Consider the following 17825-nt stretch of genomic DNA (forward strand, 5'->3'; position numbering starts at 1 on the left):
CCGGGACAGATCGATACCTCCGGCATGCCGGACTGGCTCGCCGACTTCTTCGAGGATCTCAACGAGCAGCGCGAGGACGAGGATCGTACCGACGACATGATCGAGGCGTTGAACGACATGTCGCGCGGCGATCCGACCATTGCGCGTACCGTCAATATCGAAGCCGATCTGATCAATCTCAATGGCCGTATCGAGAGCGGTGTCGACGAGATCGACGTGACGATCGACGAATCGGACGCCGATATCATTCGCCGCAAGCTGGCGCGTGGAGAAACCAGTGCCTTCCGCCTGACGGAGGCCTCCGGCCGGAGCGGGAAATCGATCGACATCGGCTTCAACCCCGAAACCATGCAGATCGAATTGACCGACGCCATGGTCGGTGGTGGCAATGTCACGATCGACGGCCGTCTGATCAATACCGGCACCGGTGAGATCGACGTCATGGCGGGCTATGGCGACATCAACGTCGACAATCAGACCAGCTATGCGATTTCCCTGGCCGACCTGAATGTCGAGAATCCCGGTGACGGCAGTCTGACCATGATCGACCGCAATCGGGAAACCGAGGAAGTGATCAGCGAGCTGACCGTTGCCCAGCAGGACGACGGTCGCTTCCTGGTGACGGAGACCGGCGAGGATGACCGGACCCTCACGCGGCAGGAACTGCTCGCTGAAGAGGATCTGACCTTCACGCCCAAGGACAACACCCGTTACGCCTTCGAGGTGCTGCAGACCGATGAAACCGAGAAGACCTATACCCTGACCACGTCGGAGTGGGCGGGTCTCGATGCGCTGGCGTCCGATCCACCCGACGACTACGACTCGAACGTGGAGACCCTGTCCAAGCAGTTGCTGCCCGAGGGCGAGGGCGACAAGGGCTACATCTATCAGGGCGATGGCGACCAGAACGACTATCAATACAGCAACAAGACCACGAACGAGGACAACTATCCCGGTTCCGGGGGCGATGGTGTGCGCTACGTCGGTGACGAAGACAGCGACGATGCCATCAGGCTCAGTGACGACACTTACGTAGATGAGGGCTACTACAACACCGCCGGACTGGAGGAGGTCGACTCGACCTGGTACGGCAAGAAGACGTATGAACTCAAGCTGACCAATCGCACTATCGAGTCGACTCGCCATACGCACGACATCGCGGCCGACAAGGAGGTCGCGATCGATTTCTTCGGCCGTGAGCAGGGCAGCATCAATGTCGATTCGGTCGGCGATATCGTGCTCGACGGCGATGTTGCCGCCGGCGAGAACGGCAGCGTATCGCTGGAGAGCAGCGAGGGCCGCATCGTCAATGGCAGTGACGAAACACCGTCGGTCAGCGGCGGCGATATCGATCTCGACGCAACGGAAGGCATCGGCGAAGTGCCCGCCGACGAAGCGTCGCCTGTCGTGGTCGAGCTCGTGGCGGATGACGGTGGCCAGCCCGTCGGTGCGCTGAATGCCTCCAGTACCAATGGCGACATCCTGCTGCACAGCAACGAATCACTGCGCGTGGATCGGATCACCGCCGAATCCGGCGATGTGGAACTCTCCACCAGAACGTCACTCACTGCCGCTGACGACACCGCATTGATCGCGGGTCAGTCGATCACGCTGGACGCCGGAAGCGACATCGGCAGCAGCGATCAACGGGTCCGCATCGATACCAGCTATCGCAGCGACAGTGCCACGGCACTCCAGCGCGCCAATGACGTGCTGGTGATCGACAACGGCGATGGCGGCGGTGATGTCTTCATCGAAGAGACATCGGGCGATCTGCGTGTCGATTCGATCCAGACCGCCGGCAGCGTTACGGTGCATGTCAACGAGGGCGATCTGCTGGACGTCAATGCCGAGGCGGAGCGTGACGATCGCACGTACGAAGAGCTCAAGAACGGCGTCTGGGCGGCGCTGTCGCTGACCGACGACAGCCGCCAGGACGACGCCATCGAGAACCTGGAAAACCGCCGCACCGCCGAGTACCAGAGCTACTGGCAGGAACGTCTCGGCCTCTCCGACGACCAGTTGGGCGATCTCGATCATGGCGAGAGCTATCAGCTCCGTAACGTCGGTGACTATGCCGTACTCGTCGTGGTGGATGAGAACGAGGATCCGGTTCGCGCCGTCGATCTGACCCCGGAAGGCGACGAGGGCGCCGAACATCGCCTCTATACCAGCGACTCCGATTACGAAACGCTCGAACGCGATGATCTCGCGAATGTCGACTCGCTGGACCTGGACGGCGTCGATGCCGATCTGGCGGAGGTGCTGTCTTCACTCGCCACGGACGGGGGCTATGTCATCAAGGGAGCGGCGCTGGCCATGGCCGGTGCCACCGATATCACTTATCGCCGCTGGGTGGCATACGATGCCGATGCCGACATCCGTTTTAGTGAGGACAAACGGCAGGCCATGCTCGATCAAGGCGCCAGCGAGGATGAGATCGACGCCATCGAGACGACGCGCACCGAGCGGTTCCACGATCTCCATGACAACTACGGCGGAGAGACCGACGTCTACCGTCTTGATCATACCATCGACGTCAGTGAGGCCGAGAAGGAGGAGTTGCGCTCCAACATCAAGGTCTGGACCGAGACGCAACTCCTCAGCCTCGTCAGTGAAGGGCTGCTCAAGGAAACCACCGATACCCAGGTGGATATCGAAGCGCCCAATATCAATGCCGGTGGTTCGATCACCATCGTCACGAACGGCGGCAGTGTCGGTTCCGTGGATGACTACGAGACGATCTCGCTGGTCGGCGAAGAGGGCGATGCCTTCAGTTCACTCACCGACGATGAACGTGTCCTGCTGTCCGCTGCCGAGCGCAATGACGTCACGTATCTCCGCGATGGCCTCATCTCGGGGCTGGAAGTCGACTTTGCGGTCGACACCGCGGGTGAGCGCAATCAACTGACAGCCACGTTCACCGACGGCGGCAACTGGACGAACTATGATCTTGCGGTCGGCGATGAGCTGTATCTGAATGGCGAGGAAACGGTCAACTACACCGAGAACGGCCAATACCTCACCATCGAGAGCCTCTCCTCCGGTGAACTGGTCATGTCCACGCGCGCCGATATCCAGGCCGAGACAGGGCAGACCATCGAACTCGGCAAGGTGCTGCTGGATCCGCTGTCGGCCGGCGAGGATGCCAACCTCAGCCATATCGTCATCGATCAACGCGAAGACGTGAACGTCGAGCAGCGTGATGCCAGTGCCGGCATCAGCGTCGATAGCGACGGCACACTCTATCTGGGATCGGAAAACGATCTGGCGCTGAGTCATATCTCGGCGGCGGACGACCTGCGCATCAAGGTCGGTGGTAGTCTCATCAACGACGGGGCCGTCATCGAGGCGTCGGATGCCATTCTCGAGGCGGCGACGGGCAGCATCGGATCCGCCGACGATCCCCTCGAACTCCGCCTGGAGGCCAACGGCCTGATCACGGCACGCGCCCAGGAGAGCATCTTCCTGGAAACTACCGAAGACCGCGACATCGATATTGCCTCGCTCTATTCCGAACGTGGCGATATCGTGCTGGATGCTGACGGCGACATCCTGGATGGTCTGAATCACGATCTGCTCAAGGTGCTCGCCGACAACATCACGCTGACGGCAGAAGGCCAGATCGGCGATCTGTCGTCGGGCGAGTCGCTGGAGGTCGAAGCCAGAGAACAGATCACGGCGACGGCCGGTGGCGATATCGATCTGAACTCCCCCGATACCGATCTGCGTGTCGGGCAGGTCGAGACCGATGACGATGTCCGTCTATCGGCGCTGTCATCGATTCTCAGCACCAATGCCGAGTCTGCATCACTCGACACCAACGTCGTGGCGCATGACCTGACCCTGACGACCGTTGCCGGCGGAGTCGGCAGTGTCGATCAGGATCTGATCACCGACACTCGCGGTCGGGTGGATATCGAGAGCTTCGACTCGCTCTATCTGACCGACAAGAGCGACTCGCTGGGGCTGGGGGTCGTATCGTCCGGTGGCGGAACGACCAGCGGCAGTAACCTGGCCTTCATCACGGCGCTGGGCGCCATGCGCAACGCGCTGGATGCCGACGAGGAGTTCAACCTGCTCTCGGCGAACGTCCACCTGATCGCGACCGGCAACATCGGTGAACGGGACGACGTCATCACCTCGCGGATCGGCCAGATTGAAGGGTCATCGACCGATGGCAGTGTCTTCCTCGACAACACCGGTAAGATGAACGTCAGCGAAAGCGGCCTGAGCGCGGGCGGTGACGTCGAGTTGACCACCAACAGCCCGCTGATCGTCGACAGCGATATCGATGCCGACGGTACCGTCATACTGACGGCCAGGGAAAACGCCGACGACAGCAATGACAACGGCGATACGGTGACCTTCACCGATGGCGTGACGGTACGAGCCACCCATGACGTGATCGTCCAGGCTGCCGACGGTGTGATCGTCGACGATCCGGACGTGACCATCGAGGCCGGCCGCGACCTCCTCATGGAAATCGAACTCGACGCCTCGGTGGGCGATGCCTCGAATCTGGATGATGTCACCGCCGAGAGCACGCTGCGCGGTACGCTGACGGCGGGTGATCATTTCACGGTCACGCTGAGCGACAAGCGTCACGAGTTCGAGGTGCGCGACGACGCGACAATCACTGCCGACGCCATCAGCCTCGATGCCGGCGGTGGCGACGATGAAGTCGACATTTTCGGCTCGTTGATGGCGGACGACATCGATATCGGACTGGACAGCGGAGACGACGACCTCTTGGTGACCGGTACCCTCGATGCCGACATGATCGCGGCCGAAGGCAACGCGGGCGACGACACGCTGGTCTTCAAACCCACCGGGGATGACCGATTGCTCGGCGAGATGAACGTCGAGGGCAATACCGGTGAGGACCGTTTGCGAGTCGTCGAGCTCAACGATCGCGACGAGCGACTCACGCTCGATGGCGGAGCCGATACGGACAAGGTACGTATCGTTACCCGCGATCAGGCCGGCAGCGGCGATAACGGCAACTACCGTATCACCGTGACTGACAGCGGTGCCGTCAACGACGGCGTCGATGAGCTGATCATCGAGGGACGCGGCTACGACGAGACGACCGATGGCGATCTCGACGATCTGTTCCTGATTCGCCAGAACTTCATCGCTCGCATGGGCGGCAACGCCGAGACCGGCGTGGAAGGCAGCGACGTCGAGCGCATCGACTACGACGACAGCCTCAACGGCCGGGTGCGCATCAACGGCCATGCCGGTGACGACGCCTTCATCGTCGACGATACGGCGACGCTGATGACGCTCGACGGTGGTGCCGGTAACGACCGCTTCCAGATCGGCCAGGTGTTCGCCGAGAATCCCAGCGATCCCGATGACCTCGTGAATGGTGTCTATCAAGGATCCGGTGTCCGCGCCGGCGATGAGATCGCGACCACCGAAACCACGCAAGGCTTCCTCAGTCCCGGTAACCGCGAGTCGATGGTCATCTACGGCGGCGACGGTCAGGACGAGTTCACGGTCTACAGCAACAAGGGCCTGTTGCGCATGGAAGGCGAGGCCGGCAACGACGACTTCGTGGTACGCGCCTTCCTCATCGAGGATGACATCGAAGTCCGTGGCGGCGGCGATGACGATCACATCGAGTACAACATCAACGCGCCGGTGGATATCGATGGCGGCAGCGGCTACAACACCCTGACCGTGCTGGGTACCGAGGCGAACGACAATTTCGTCGTGACCGAGGATGGCGTCTTCGGTGCGGGGCTCAACATCGGCTACGACGGCATTCAGGAGGTCAATGTCGACGCCCTGGAAGGCGACGATACCTTCTATGTGCTCTCCACGGCTTTCGATGTGACGACGGAACTGGTCGGCGGTCTGGGCAGCGACAGCTTCCGCCTCGGTGGCGATGTCACCGGTCGGGTCGTTGCCGCCGACGCCGAAGGGCGCAGCAGCTTGATCACCCACGGCGTCGCTAGCGGCGATGGAGACTACGACGACCTGCTGGCCGACGGTACGCCGGTCACGGTCGCCGATGGCTCCAGCGGGGCGGTGTCGATCGATCAGCAGGGCGGTACCAATCTCCTGGAAGGCGGCGACATCGGCAGTTACCTGATCGACCTGGCACTCAGCGACGATCTGGATATCACCGATGGCGCCATGGTCAGCCTGACCGTTTCGGCGGCACTCTCGTCGAGCCAGGACCGCTCCCGGGCGAGTGGCTCCCGCTCGCCCCAGACGGTGGAGATCGCCACCAGCGAGAATGGCGACTACCGCCGCGCTCAGACCATCGACTTCACCTTTGACGAAGACAATGGCTGGACCAACGAACAGGAGATTTTCGTCGAGGCTCCGGATGACGGCGTTGTCGAGGGTACCCGCGACATCACCATCAGCCATATGGCCAATGTCGTCATGCCGGACGGTCAAGACACCCCCGGCGCACTGGCCGATGTCGAGAATCAACCGATCGCCAATGCCATGATTACCGTCTATGACAGTGATCAGGGCGATATCTTCATCGACCAGGCGGGTAGCAATCTTACCGTGATCGAAGGCGACAGCGAGACCGAACAGACCGACAGCTTCGATTTCTCGCTGACCACGCCGCCGGAAGACGACGAAACGGTGACGGTGACGCTCGACTACGACGACGAGCAACTCGACGTCAGCCAGGAGACGCTGACCTTTGATGCGAGTAACTGGGACACGTTACGGACCATCGACGTCAGCGCCATCAACGACGCTGTCGCGGAAAACCGGCTGGATGACCGCATCGGGTTCGAGATCAGCTCGAATCGGGCCGATTCGGTCTACACCGACAGCGAACCGGGCCATGTCCGCGTCAGTGCCTATGACAGCGACAGCGCCGGCGTGGTGGTGCAGGAGACCGGCGATCGCACCCAGGTCGGCGCCGCTGGTGACACCGACGAATACACCCTGCGTCTGACCCAGGCGCCCGACGACGATGTCACGATCGATCTCAACAGCGATGGCTTCAGTGATTTCGATCTGGAGGCCGAACGCATCGATCTGCGCAGCGTGGCCGACGGCGAATGGGATGTCAGTGTGCTCGATCGCGAAGAGGCGGGTGCACGGCTGGTGTTGGCTGGTGACCAGAACTGGAATGACCTGGGTGTGCGGGTCGGTATGCAGTTGTCGCTGGATGGCATCGATGGCCAGGTCAAGGTCAACCATCTCTCGGATGCCGGTAGCGAATTGCATCTGACGGCCGATCATGATGATGACGATCTCGGCGCCGACTCACTGACGTTGACCGAGGTCGCCGTGCCGTCGGTCACCTTCACGGCGGACAACTGGGCCGAGGAGGTCAGCGTCGAGGTGTCCTTCGACCCAGACTACGTCGCCGCCGAAGGCAGCGAGAACGACAAGGTCTTCTCGCCACAGCCCCATGTGCTGGATCGCATACAGGGGCCGTTGATTCTGGAAGGCGGCACCAGCGACACCGACCGCTCGCTGGAAGATCCCATCATGTTGCCCTATGAAGACCCGGGCGAACCCAGCGACGATCGTGCCGGCGTCGTCTCCGGCGATGTCGAGATGACCGATACCGACGAAGTCATCCTCGCTGCCGATGCCAGCGTGGCGGATCTGCAAGGCGAGTTGACCGCTGAACGCATCACCGGCCTGGGCATGGGCGAAGGCGTCCTGGAACAAGGCGACGGACAGGGCGACACGGTCGAGACACCACGGGGCATCGAGTATCACGGTTTCGAGACCGTCGAACTTCGCCTGGGCAGCGGCAACGACGATGTTGACGTCGATGCCGATCCGATTGACTTCAACGGTGATATCGCACTGCACGCCAGCGAAGACGGCGAGAGTACCATCCTCGAGCGTCAGGATGGCGGCACCTGGTACGACGACGGCTTCCGCCGCGGCGATGCCATCCTCATCGATGGCGAACGCCATGTCATCCAGGACTTCACCCAGGACGACAGCGGCCTGCTGCTGGCGATGACGCTGGACGATCTTGCGCTGAGCGACGGCGAGATCAGCATTCTCCGCGAGATGCCGCTGACCGCCATCCATGGGGGCGGCAATCGCGTCGAAGATGGCGATCGCGGTGGCGATACCCTTACCGTGAAGGGCGGCTACGACGGTCAGATGCCACTGGCGATATTCGGCGATACGGCGCGCAACGGCGGGCCCTATCGTGCCGATGGCGGCAGTGTGACCGACGAGGCCCAGCGCTTCACCGAGTATGGCAACAACACCCTGGATGCCTCGCAAGCCATCGGCGGTGTGGTGCTGGTCGGTGGCCAGGGCGATGATACGCTCATCGGTGGGGCCGGCGACGACCAGTTGTTCGGCGGCGGCGGCGATGACCGGCTCGATGCCGGTGTCGGCGGCAACAATCATCTCTATGGTGACGGCAGCCTCGACATCGCCATGGACACCCGCATCGACGAGACGGGCAGTCTGCTCAGCCTGTATGACGCCACCGGCGACGCCGATCAGTCCACCGGCGATCGGCTGGCAACCGGCGATGACCGGCTGATCGGTGGCAGCGGCAACGACATCCTGCTCGGCGATCACGGCGAGATCGAACTGGCCTCGCGCGACGGCGTCGACGGTCAGCGACTGATGAACAGCCAGCGGGTCATCGCCGTTCGTTCCACCGATCCCGAATCACTCGGCGAGAACCACCTGTCGGTGATGGATGGTCGCAACATCCTGATCGGCGGCTCGGCCTCGGATACGCTCGAAGGCGGTCTGGGGGACGACGTGCTGCTCGGCGATCAGGGCGACGTGATCTTCGCCACCGTCAACGATGTCGATGACCTGGACCTCATCAGCGTGCGTGATGAAGGCCACGACGCCGACGATACGCTGGCCGGCGGTCAGGGTGACGATGTGCTGCTGGGTGGTGGTGGCAGTGATCTGCTGCATGGCGGAACGGCGACCGCCGGTGTACAGAGCGGCAACGATACGCTGGTCGGCGACTACGCCGAATTGCACTACACCGCTGGCATGCTCCGTACGCTCGATTCGCTACCGATCGCCTCTGGCGCCGGTGACGAACTTCACGGTGGCGATGCCGCCAACCTGCTGATAGGCGGTGAAGGCGACGACCAACTCGGCACCGGACCTGGAGCCACCCGCTCGACGCTGTTGGGCGATCACGGTGAACTGCGCTGGAACGCCGACGGTGTCATGATCGACGCCACCAGCATCGTACCGAGTCTTGGCGGTGACGATAGCGTCGAAGTCAACGCCGGTGACGTGACCTGGATCGGCGGGGTCGGCAGCGATACGCTCGATGTGACCGACGCTGATCCGGATAGCACCCACGAACTGTTCGGTGACAACGTCGAACTGGGCTGGACCGACGAAGGCGTGCTGACCCGTGCGGACAGCATCGCCCCGGAGATCGGCGGTGACGACAGTGTCGCGGCCAACGCCGGTGACGTGACCTGGATCGGCGGGGTCGGCAGCGATACGCTCGATGTGACCGACGCTGATCCGGATAGCACCCACGAACTGTTCGGTGACAACGTCGAACTGGGCTGGACCGACGAAGGCGTGCTGACCCGTGCGGACAGCATTGCCCCGGAGATCGGCGGTGACGACAGCGTCGCGGCCAACGCCGGTGACGTGACCTGGATCGGCGGGGTCGGCAGCGATACGCTCGATGTGACTGACGCTGATCCGGATAGCACCCACGAACTGTTCGGCGATAACGTTGAGTTGAGCTGGACCGACGAAGGCGTGCTGACCCGTGCGGACAGCATCGCCCCGGAGATCGGCGGTGACGATAGCGTCGCGGTCAATGCCGGTGACGTGACCTGGATCGGCGGGGTCGGCAGCGATACGCTCGATGTGACTGACGCTGATCCGGATAGCACCCACGAACTGTTCGGCGACAACGTTGAGTTGAGCTGGACCGACGAAGGCGTGCTGACCCGTGCGACCAGCATCGCCCCGGAGATCGGCGGCGACGACAGCGTCACGGTCAATGCGGGGCTGGTTCGATCGATTCTCGGCGGTGGCGCGGATACGTTGCGTGCCGGTGATCAAGGCAGTGTGATTCTGGGGGATATCGGGCGTCTTGAATGGCGTGCCGATGGCACTCAGCAGCGCATGCTCTCTGAGGAACCCGGGATTGGCGGTGCGGATCGTATCATCGTCGGGAACGGCGATAACCGTATCATTGCGGGCGATGGTGCCGATCGTATTACCAGCGGCGCTGGCCGTGATCTGCTCGCCGGGGATCATGCCCAGGCGATGTTTGATGCACAGGGCCGGATCGCCAGTCTCGAGTCGCATACCTTCGCTACCGGCAAGGGTGACACCATCGACAGCGGCAGCGGCGACGACTGGGTGATCGGCGGTCATGGCAGCGATCGCATCGCCTTGGATGCCGGCGACAACACCGTGCTTGGCGACAACGGCCGCATCGCGGCTCTCGATGGCGTACGAGCCAGTGCCGAGAGTCTGGATGCATCGGCGGCCACCGGCAGTGGGGATATCATCGTTACCGGCGCAGGCGACGACCAGGTGATCGCCGGCATGGGTAGCGACGAGACCCGCAACGCCGGTGGCGAATCCATTGCTATCGGCGATGACGGTCGTATCGAAAGCAACGCCGACGGCCGCTACGTCATGGCCGAGACCGGTAATCCGGCCTATGGTGCCGCCGACCGACTGATCGGTGGCAGCGATCGCGACATCCTGTTCGGCGGTGCCGGGGGCGACCGGCTGGAAGGCAATGCCGGCGAGGATATCCTGTTTGGCGACTTCGGCCGCGTGACACGCGAGCCGTCTCTGCTCACGGTGGAAGCGATCAGTCTCTTTGAAGGCGGCAACGATGCCATCTATACCGGGCCCGACGGCGATATCGCCATCGGCGGCGCCGGTGGCGACGGCTTCTCCGCCTCCTTCGATGACGATTCGGTCGTCGGTGACTATGGCCGTTTCCGCATTTCGTTGTCCGAGCCGAACGAGCGTGAACAGGTCATTTCGCTGGTCACCTTGGCGCAGGGCCGGCTGGATCTATTGCGCTCGTCGCAGCAAGACCTCTACAGCAGCGACTCGTCCAGCGAGTCCGAAGAGGGCGAGAGCGACGACACGGAAACGAGCTGGTTACTGCTCGGAGGTGACGGTAGTGCCGGTATGCGCATGAACGGTGGGGACAGCGACAGTACACCGGCGACCAACACGGCGATCGCGCGCATGGAACGGCTGATCAACGAATGGCAGCAGCGTGAAGGAAGTTCGCTGCGTGGCAACATCGCCTCGCAGGTCGCCTCTTCGGTTGCCAGTGCCGAGAACCGGATCCAGAACGATCCACCGGCGGCCGGTACTGCCCAGATCGAGGAGAACGACGAGAACCAGAATGCGGATGCTCGGGCGGGTGGTGAGCCTGCCCAGGCCAACGACGAACGGCGCGACGACGAGTTCGGCGAGGCGTTCGACGCCCAGGCACTGATCGAGCAGAGCGGACTGGAGGTCTCCGATACACTATTGACCGCTCTCACGGCTTCCACCGGTTGGGGCATCGCCCGTGCCGACGCCCAACGGCAGTCGCAGGCGGCATCCCGGCTCAACGCCTTGCGTCGCGAATGCGCCGCCCGTGATTGGCAACGCCTGAGCGAGGGCGATGACGACGAGGAGACGCCATGACGCCGACGGCCGGTAGTGTCGATACCACGGCCGACACCAGGACGGCGGACGCCGTCGATATCCAGGCCTGGCTGACTCGCCATGGCGAGCGGTTGGCGACGACACACACCTCGGTGCATGTCGCGGAAGGTATCGTCCTGTGGCGGCAAGCGCCAAGCTGGCTGCCGGTCGCATTATGGCCCGCCAACGCCGATGGCGTCGCGTTGCTCGATCTGGCCGATCAAGTGCGTGAGGCTGGTCGTGGCCTGGTCAGCGCGCTGGATGCCGGGGGGCTGGCGATCGGCTACCCGATACGCGATCTGTCGCAGGGGCCTGAAGCGGCGCTGATCGGTGCAGTGGCACTGCGTGTCTCGCGCGCCAATGCCCCCAACGACGCCCCGCATGAGACCGATCTGGTGCCGCTGATGCAGCATCTCGAAGATGCGGTGGCGGGCCTCGAGCGGGACGTGCTGGCGCGACATTACGCAGTGACCCGCACTCAGCAGTCGCGCCTCGGTGAGCATCTTACCCTGCTGGCCGCGGTGCTCGAACAACCCAGCTTCAATGCTGCCGCCATGCAGCTAACGACCCGGCTGGCAGCGACGCTGGAAGCCGAGCGCGTCAGTCTGGGGTGGCGGCGTGGCAGCCGTACGCGCATGCGTCAGATCTCGCACAGTGCCCGCTTCAATCGCAAGATGAATCGCATTCGCGCCACCGAAGCGGCCATGGATGAAGCCCTCGATCAGCGCCGCGCGGTCGTCTGGCCGGCGGCCGACAGCGCAGATGGCGATGCGCACCATGCCGCCGCACCGGTCAATCGGGCCCATGGTGCACTTTGCGAGATGACCGATGTACCTTGCGCCCTGACCATTGCCTGCCTGGATGACGGCAAACCGTGCGGGGCTTTGACCATCGAGCGTGAACGCCCATTCGATGACGATGAGGTCGGTGCCCTGCAGAGCCTGATGGCGCTATGCACCCGCGCGCTGGAAGAGAAACGCCGCAACGACCGGCCCTTGCCGTTCAAGGCCATGGCTGCACTCGGCGATCAGAGTGCTCGGTTGCTGGGCGCCGGTCATCTTGCCTACAAGCTCGCCGCGATCCTGCTCGTGGCTGTGGCCGCGTTTGCCTATTTCGCTACCGGTACCGAGTACGAGGCCGCCGATGCCACGCTCAAGAGCGATGTACAGCGAGTCATCGCCGCGCCGTTCCAGGGTTACATCGACGATGCCCGTGTTCGTGCCGGTGACGAGGTCGATGAAGGTGACATCCTGGCCAGCATGGATACCCGCGACCTGCGCTTACAGCAATTACAGTCCCAGGGCGAACTGGCCAAACTGGCCAGTGAAGCGCAAAGCCTGCGCGCCGAAGGCGAACGTGCTTCGCTCAATATCATCGATGCGCAACGTGAACAGGCCCAGGCGGAGCTGCAACTGATCAAGTCGCGATTGTCCCGCGCCAATCTGCGTGCGCCCTATGAGGGAATCGTCGTCAGCGGCGACCTGACGCAGCGGCTGGGCAGTGCCGTAGAGCAGGGCGAGGAGCTTTTTCGCGTAGCGCCGCAGGGTGATTATCGGCTGGAGCTGGAAGTCGATGAAGCCCGCATCGACGATATCGCCGAGGGCCAGCAAGGGGAACTGGTGCTCTCGGCCATGACCGATACACCACTGGATTTCGACATCGCTCGGATCACGCCGGAGACCCGTACCCGTGAAGGCAGCAACCGTTTCGTGGTCGAAGCCGAACTGGCCGGCGCCCCGGCCGGACTGCGGCCAGGGATGGAAGGCGTCGGCAAGGTCGATCTGGGGGAAGAACGGCTGGTCGTCATCTGGACCCGAGAGTTGGTCGACTGGCTGCGCCTCAATGTCTGGCAGTGGTGGGGGTAGCGCCGTGGCGGAGAGAGGCTGAACCATGGCGGGAGCGCTCTACAGCCAGCACTGGCACCGGGTCGCCGAGCTCAAGCTGCGGTTACGGCGGCATGCCAGCGTGCATCGCCACGACTACCGTGGCGAGCCGTGGTATGTCCTGCACGATACCCTGACAGGGCAGGTGCATCGCTTCACACCTGAAGCGTACCAGATCATCGGGCGGCTGGACGGTCGGCGGACCCTCGGTGACATCTGGGAGCAGGTCAGCGCTTCGTTGGGCGACGCCATGCCGACGCAGCAGGAACTGATCGGTTTGATCGGCCGGCTTCACAACGCCAATGTGCTGGCCGGGCAGGGCGATATCGACATCGACGAGCTCGCGCGCCGTCAGCAGCAGCACCAGCGTAGCAAATGGCAGCAACTGATCCGTTCACCGTTGGGGATTCGTATTCCGCTGCTCGACCCGGAGCGCTTCGTCGCCGCCACCTATCCGCTGGTCAAACCGTTCATCAGCCCGCTGGGAGCGATCATATGGCTGATGGTCGTCGGACTGGCGCTGGTGGTGGCCGGCGTTCATTGGCAGGGTTTGACCCAGAACCTCGCCGACCGCGTGCTGGGTATCGACAACTTGCTGCTGATGGCGCTGGTCTATCCGCTGATCAAGGCACTCCACGAACTCGGTCACGCCTGGACCACCAAGGATGCCGGTGGCGAGGTGCACGAAATCGGCATCATGCTGCTGGTGTTCTTCCCGGTACCGTATGTCGATGCCAGTGCCGCCGCCGCCTGCCCGGACAAGGGACAACGCATGCTGGTCGGCGCCGCCGGCATTCTGATCGAACTGTTGCTCGCCGCACTGGCGATGCTGGTCTGGGCCATGGCCGAACCGGGTGTGCTGCGTTCCGTGATGTTCAACGTGATGCTGATCGCCGGGGTGTCGACGCTACTGTTCAACGGCAATCCCCTGTTGCGTTTCGATGCCTACTACGTGCTGGCGGACTGGCTGGAAATCCCCAATCTGGGGTCACGCGCCAATCAACAGCTCGGTTATGTCATCAAGCGCTACCTGCTTGGACGGCGCGATGTGACCGGCCAGGCCGGTTCCCGGCGCGAAGCGGTATGGATGGTTGGCTACTCGATCGCCTCGTTCCTCTATCGTCTGGTGATCATGGTAGCCATCGCCACCTTCGTGGCGACTCGTTACCTGTTCATCGGTGTGCTGCTGGCGCTATGGTCAGTGTTCATGACGTTGATTCTACCCACTCTCAAACTGCTCAAGACCATGACTGTCGAATCCCGTCTGGAGGGCTCGCGCCAGCGCGCCTGGGCCTGGTTGCTGGGTGTGCTCGGCACGCTCGGTGTGTTGCTGTTTGCCGTGCCCGTACCCTACGCCACGGTCGTGCAAGGTGTCGTCGACAGCGCTGAGCCGACCCATGTGCGGCTGGGGGCTACCGGTCAACTCAGCGACATTCTCGTCGACGATGGCCAGCGTGTCTCGCGCGGCGAGCCGTTGATGCGAATCGATGCCCCGGAACTGGCCGCTGAAGTTCGCCAGCTCGAGGCCCAACGCCGCGAGGCCGAACTGAGTCTGCAGGCCAGCGTGCGTGAGACCCAGGATATCGCCATGGAGCGTGAGAATCTGGCGCTGGTGGAGCAGCGATTGGCCGATGCCCGCTTGCGTGCCGCCGCCACCTTGGTGACCAGCCCGCGTGACGGTCGGCTACTGATGCCGGAAGGGCGGCCACCACTGGGCGAATACATGCAGCGAGGCACGCCGGTCGCCGTCGTGGTCCGCGATAGCGACCTGCGCATCCGCACCATGCTACCGGCACACCGCCGTGACGAAGTCAGCCGCAACACCCGTAATGTCAGTCTGCGTTTGCCGGGCCACGACACGACTATCGATGCGTCGCTGGAGTGGATATCGCCACGCGCCACGCACGATGTGCCCAGTGAAACGTTGACCCAGCGCGGTGGCGGCGATATCGCTCTCGATCCCGAAGCCGAGGAACCTCTGACGGCATTCCGCCGTCACTACCTGGCCGACTTCGACGCGCAGGGCTTGATCGACAGCGATCTGCCCCTGTCGTTGGATGGTCGGGTCCATGTGCGCGTTGCGCACCCACCCGAGCCGATCGGTTACCGCTGGTGGCGCGATATTCGCCGCAACTTCCTATCGTTGTTCGACAGGTAGCCATGGCCGTTTCGACGCTTCCCCGCAGCCCCGTCGACACGCTCGATCGCCCTGAGCGCCATGTCGCGCCCCCCACTACGCTGGAGCGGCTCTGGCGCTGGGTGCGCACGCCTTTGCATCTGCCAGGTGACTGGCAGCGCCGTCGATTGCGTGCGGCGCTACCGGCGATTCACCGCCATGCTAGACGGTTGACGGCACTCGATGAGGCGGCGCTGGATACCCATATCGAGTCGCTACGCCGCCGCGTGCTCGCGGCAGGACTCACCTCCCGGCTTAGCCGCGAAACGTTCGCCACTGTGCGTGAAGTCGCCTGGCGGGAACTGGGCATGGCACATCACGATGTTCAACTGCTGGGGGGGCTGGCTCTGCTGGAAGGCCGTGTCGCGGAAATGCCTACTGGTGAAGGCAAGACGCTGACTGCCACGCTGCCTGCTGCCACGGCCGCGCTCGCCGGTGTGCCGGTGCACGTGATCACCGTCAACGACTATCTGGCAGGCCGTGACGCCGAGTCGATGCAGCCGGTCTACCGACGGCTGGGATTGCGAGTCGGTTCGATCGTTCACGAGATGACACCTGAAGAGCGCCGCATCGCCTATGGTGCGGATGTCACCTACTGTACCAATAAGGAGCTGGTATTCGATTATCTGCGCGATGGTCGCGAACTCCGCCATGACCGCACACCGATGCTGGCACATGCGGCGCGTCTCAAGGGCTCGCTGGATGACCGTCGGTTGCTGCTGCGAGGGCTGCATTTCGCCATCGTCGACGAAGCCGACAGCGTGATGCTCGATGAAGCCCGCACGCCGCTGATCCTCTCCGGCCGCGATACCAACGACCCCGTGGACATCGCCTTGATCGACGAGGTGTTGGCGCTCGCCGGCCAGTTCGAAGAGGGTGAACACTTCGTGCGCGAAAAGGCCCAGTTGCATCTCACCGAAGCCGGCAAAGCCGTGCTCGCCGAGCAGGCGGAACGGCGACTGGAGGCATACGGTAGCGGGAGTGCCTGGCTGGGTCGCGCGCGCCGCGAATGGCTGCTTCAGCAGGCTCTGGTGGCGCGCCATCAGTTCCAGCGTGACCGTCATTACCTGGTGCGCGACGGCCAGGTACAGATCATCGACGAACACAGCGGCAGGGTGCTGGCCGACCGGCGCTGGGAACGCGGTCTGCAGCAAATGATCGAACGGCTGGAAGGCTGCGAACCCAGCGACCCCAACCGTACCCTGGCACGGTTGACCTATCAGCGATTCTTCCGCCGTTACCAGCACCTGGCCGGGATGACCGGTACCGCGCGCGAAGTGCGTGGCGAGCTCTGGCGCACTTACCGTTTGCGTGTGCTCGCTATTCCACCGCATAAACCGTCGCAGCGCCGCGACCTGGGTGTCACGACCGTTAACGACGCACGGGAACGCTGGGTCTGGATTGCCCAACGTGCCGGTAACCTGGCCGACCAGAGGCGGCCGGTGCTGATCGCCACGGTCAGCCTGGCGGATTCCGAAGCGTTATCGAGCGCCCTCAACGAACGAGGGCGGCAGCATGCCGTACTCAACGCCCGTCAGGACGCCGAAGAAGCCGACATCGTTGCCGCTGCCGGTCGCAGCGGTGCCATCACCGTTGCCACCAGCATGGCCGGGCGCGGCACCGACATCGCCCTCGACTCTGCCGCCCGCGACGCCGGCGGGCTGCACGTGATCATCGCCGGGTTGCACGATGCGTCACGGGTCGACCGCCAGATCGCCGGCCGTTGCGCTCGCCAGGGCGACCCCGGTTGCGTCGAATGGGTAGTCGGCGAGCATGAGGCCTTGCTCGATGAACTGCGTGGATGGCAACGCCATCTCGGTCCCTTGCTTCAACGCCTGCAGCGCGCCCAGCATGCACGAGAGAAACGCCACGCCCGCGAACGCGCCCGGTTATTGGAAGCCGACTGGAACGAAGCCGACCAACTCGGCTTCAGTGGACGGGGGGAGTAAACAGGATATGGTTCGTGGGAGCGGCTGCAGTCGCGACGGACGCCGTCAGGCAATGGGCTTTTCGGCAGGGCTTGCGCCCTGCATCGCGGTTGAAACCGCTTATATGGACCCGTCCCGTTGTGCAAGCCCGAATCGCCATGGCCGGGGTGAGACTGCACGCTTATATCCGGCCTGTTAGCGGCA

The 17825-nt window shown here is 63.3% G+C and carries 4 protein-coding genes (1 of these 4 cut by a window edge); all 4 read left to right on the forward strand.

Translation table 11 applies throughout. The annotated features are described in order from the left end of the window. Tightly spaced (at most 25 nt apart), the 4 genes in view from FVV99_RS17865 to FVV99_RS17880 form a layout consistent with a single transcriptional unit that may run on beyond the window. On the forward strand, positions 1-11634 hold the 3' portion of the coding sequence (locus FVV99_RS17865) for an LEPR-XLL domain-containing protein (RefSeq protein ID WP_161599047.1). The gene continues 15321 nt to the left of window position 1, outside the view; the window shows 11634 of its 26955 coding nt (coding positions 15322-26955); its start codon lies off the left edge, out of view; it ends in the stop codon at positions 11632-11634. Then, entirely contained in the window at positions 11631-13499 is a 1869-nt protein-coding gene (locus tag FVV99_RS17870; protein ID WP_148255485.1) for an efflux RND transporter periplasmic adaptor subunit, read from the forward strand. Before FVV99_RS17865 ends, FVV99_RS17870 begins: the two co-directional genes overlap by 4 nt. 25 nt (positions 13500-13524) lie before the next feature. Beyond that, on the forward strand, positions 13525-15675 hold the full coding sequence (locus FVV99_RS17875) for an HlyD family efflux transporter periplasmic adaptor subunit (protein WP_148255486.1): 2151 nt from the start codon (positions 13525-13527) through the stop codon (positions 15673-15675). Positions 15676-15677: 2 nt separating this feature from the next. Next, on the forward strand, positions 15678-17642 hold the full coding sequence (locus tag FVV99_RS17880; RefSeq protein WP_148255487.1) for a preprotein translocase subunit SecA: 1965 nt from the start codon (positions 15678-15680) through the stop codon (positions 17640-17642). Positions 17643-17825 lie beyond the last annotated feature (183 nt).

Origin of the sequence: Aidingimonas lacisalsi, assembly GCF_008079445.1 — a bacterium.
GTDB lineage: Bacteria > Pseudomonadota > Gammaproteobacteria > Pseudomonadales > Halomonadaceae > Aidingimonas > Aidingimonas lacisalsi.

Bases quoted from the DNA above. Each gene is read 5' to 3' on its own strand.
- FVV99_RS17880 (WP_148255487.1), top strand. From the start codon at position 15,678: ATGGCCGTTTCGACGCTTCCCCGCAGCCCCGTCGACACGCTCGATCGC.
- FVV99_RS17870 (WP_148255485.1), top strand. From the start codon at position 11,631: ATGACGCCGACGGCCGGTAGTGTCGATACCACGGCCGACACCAGGACG.
- FVV99_RS17875 (WP_148255486.1), top strand. From the start codon at position 13,525: ATGGCGGGAGCGCTCTACAGCCAGCACTGGCACCGGGTCGCCGAGCTC.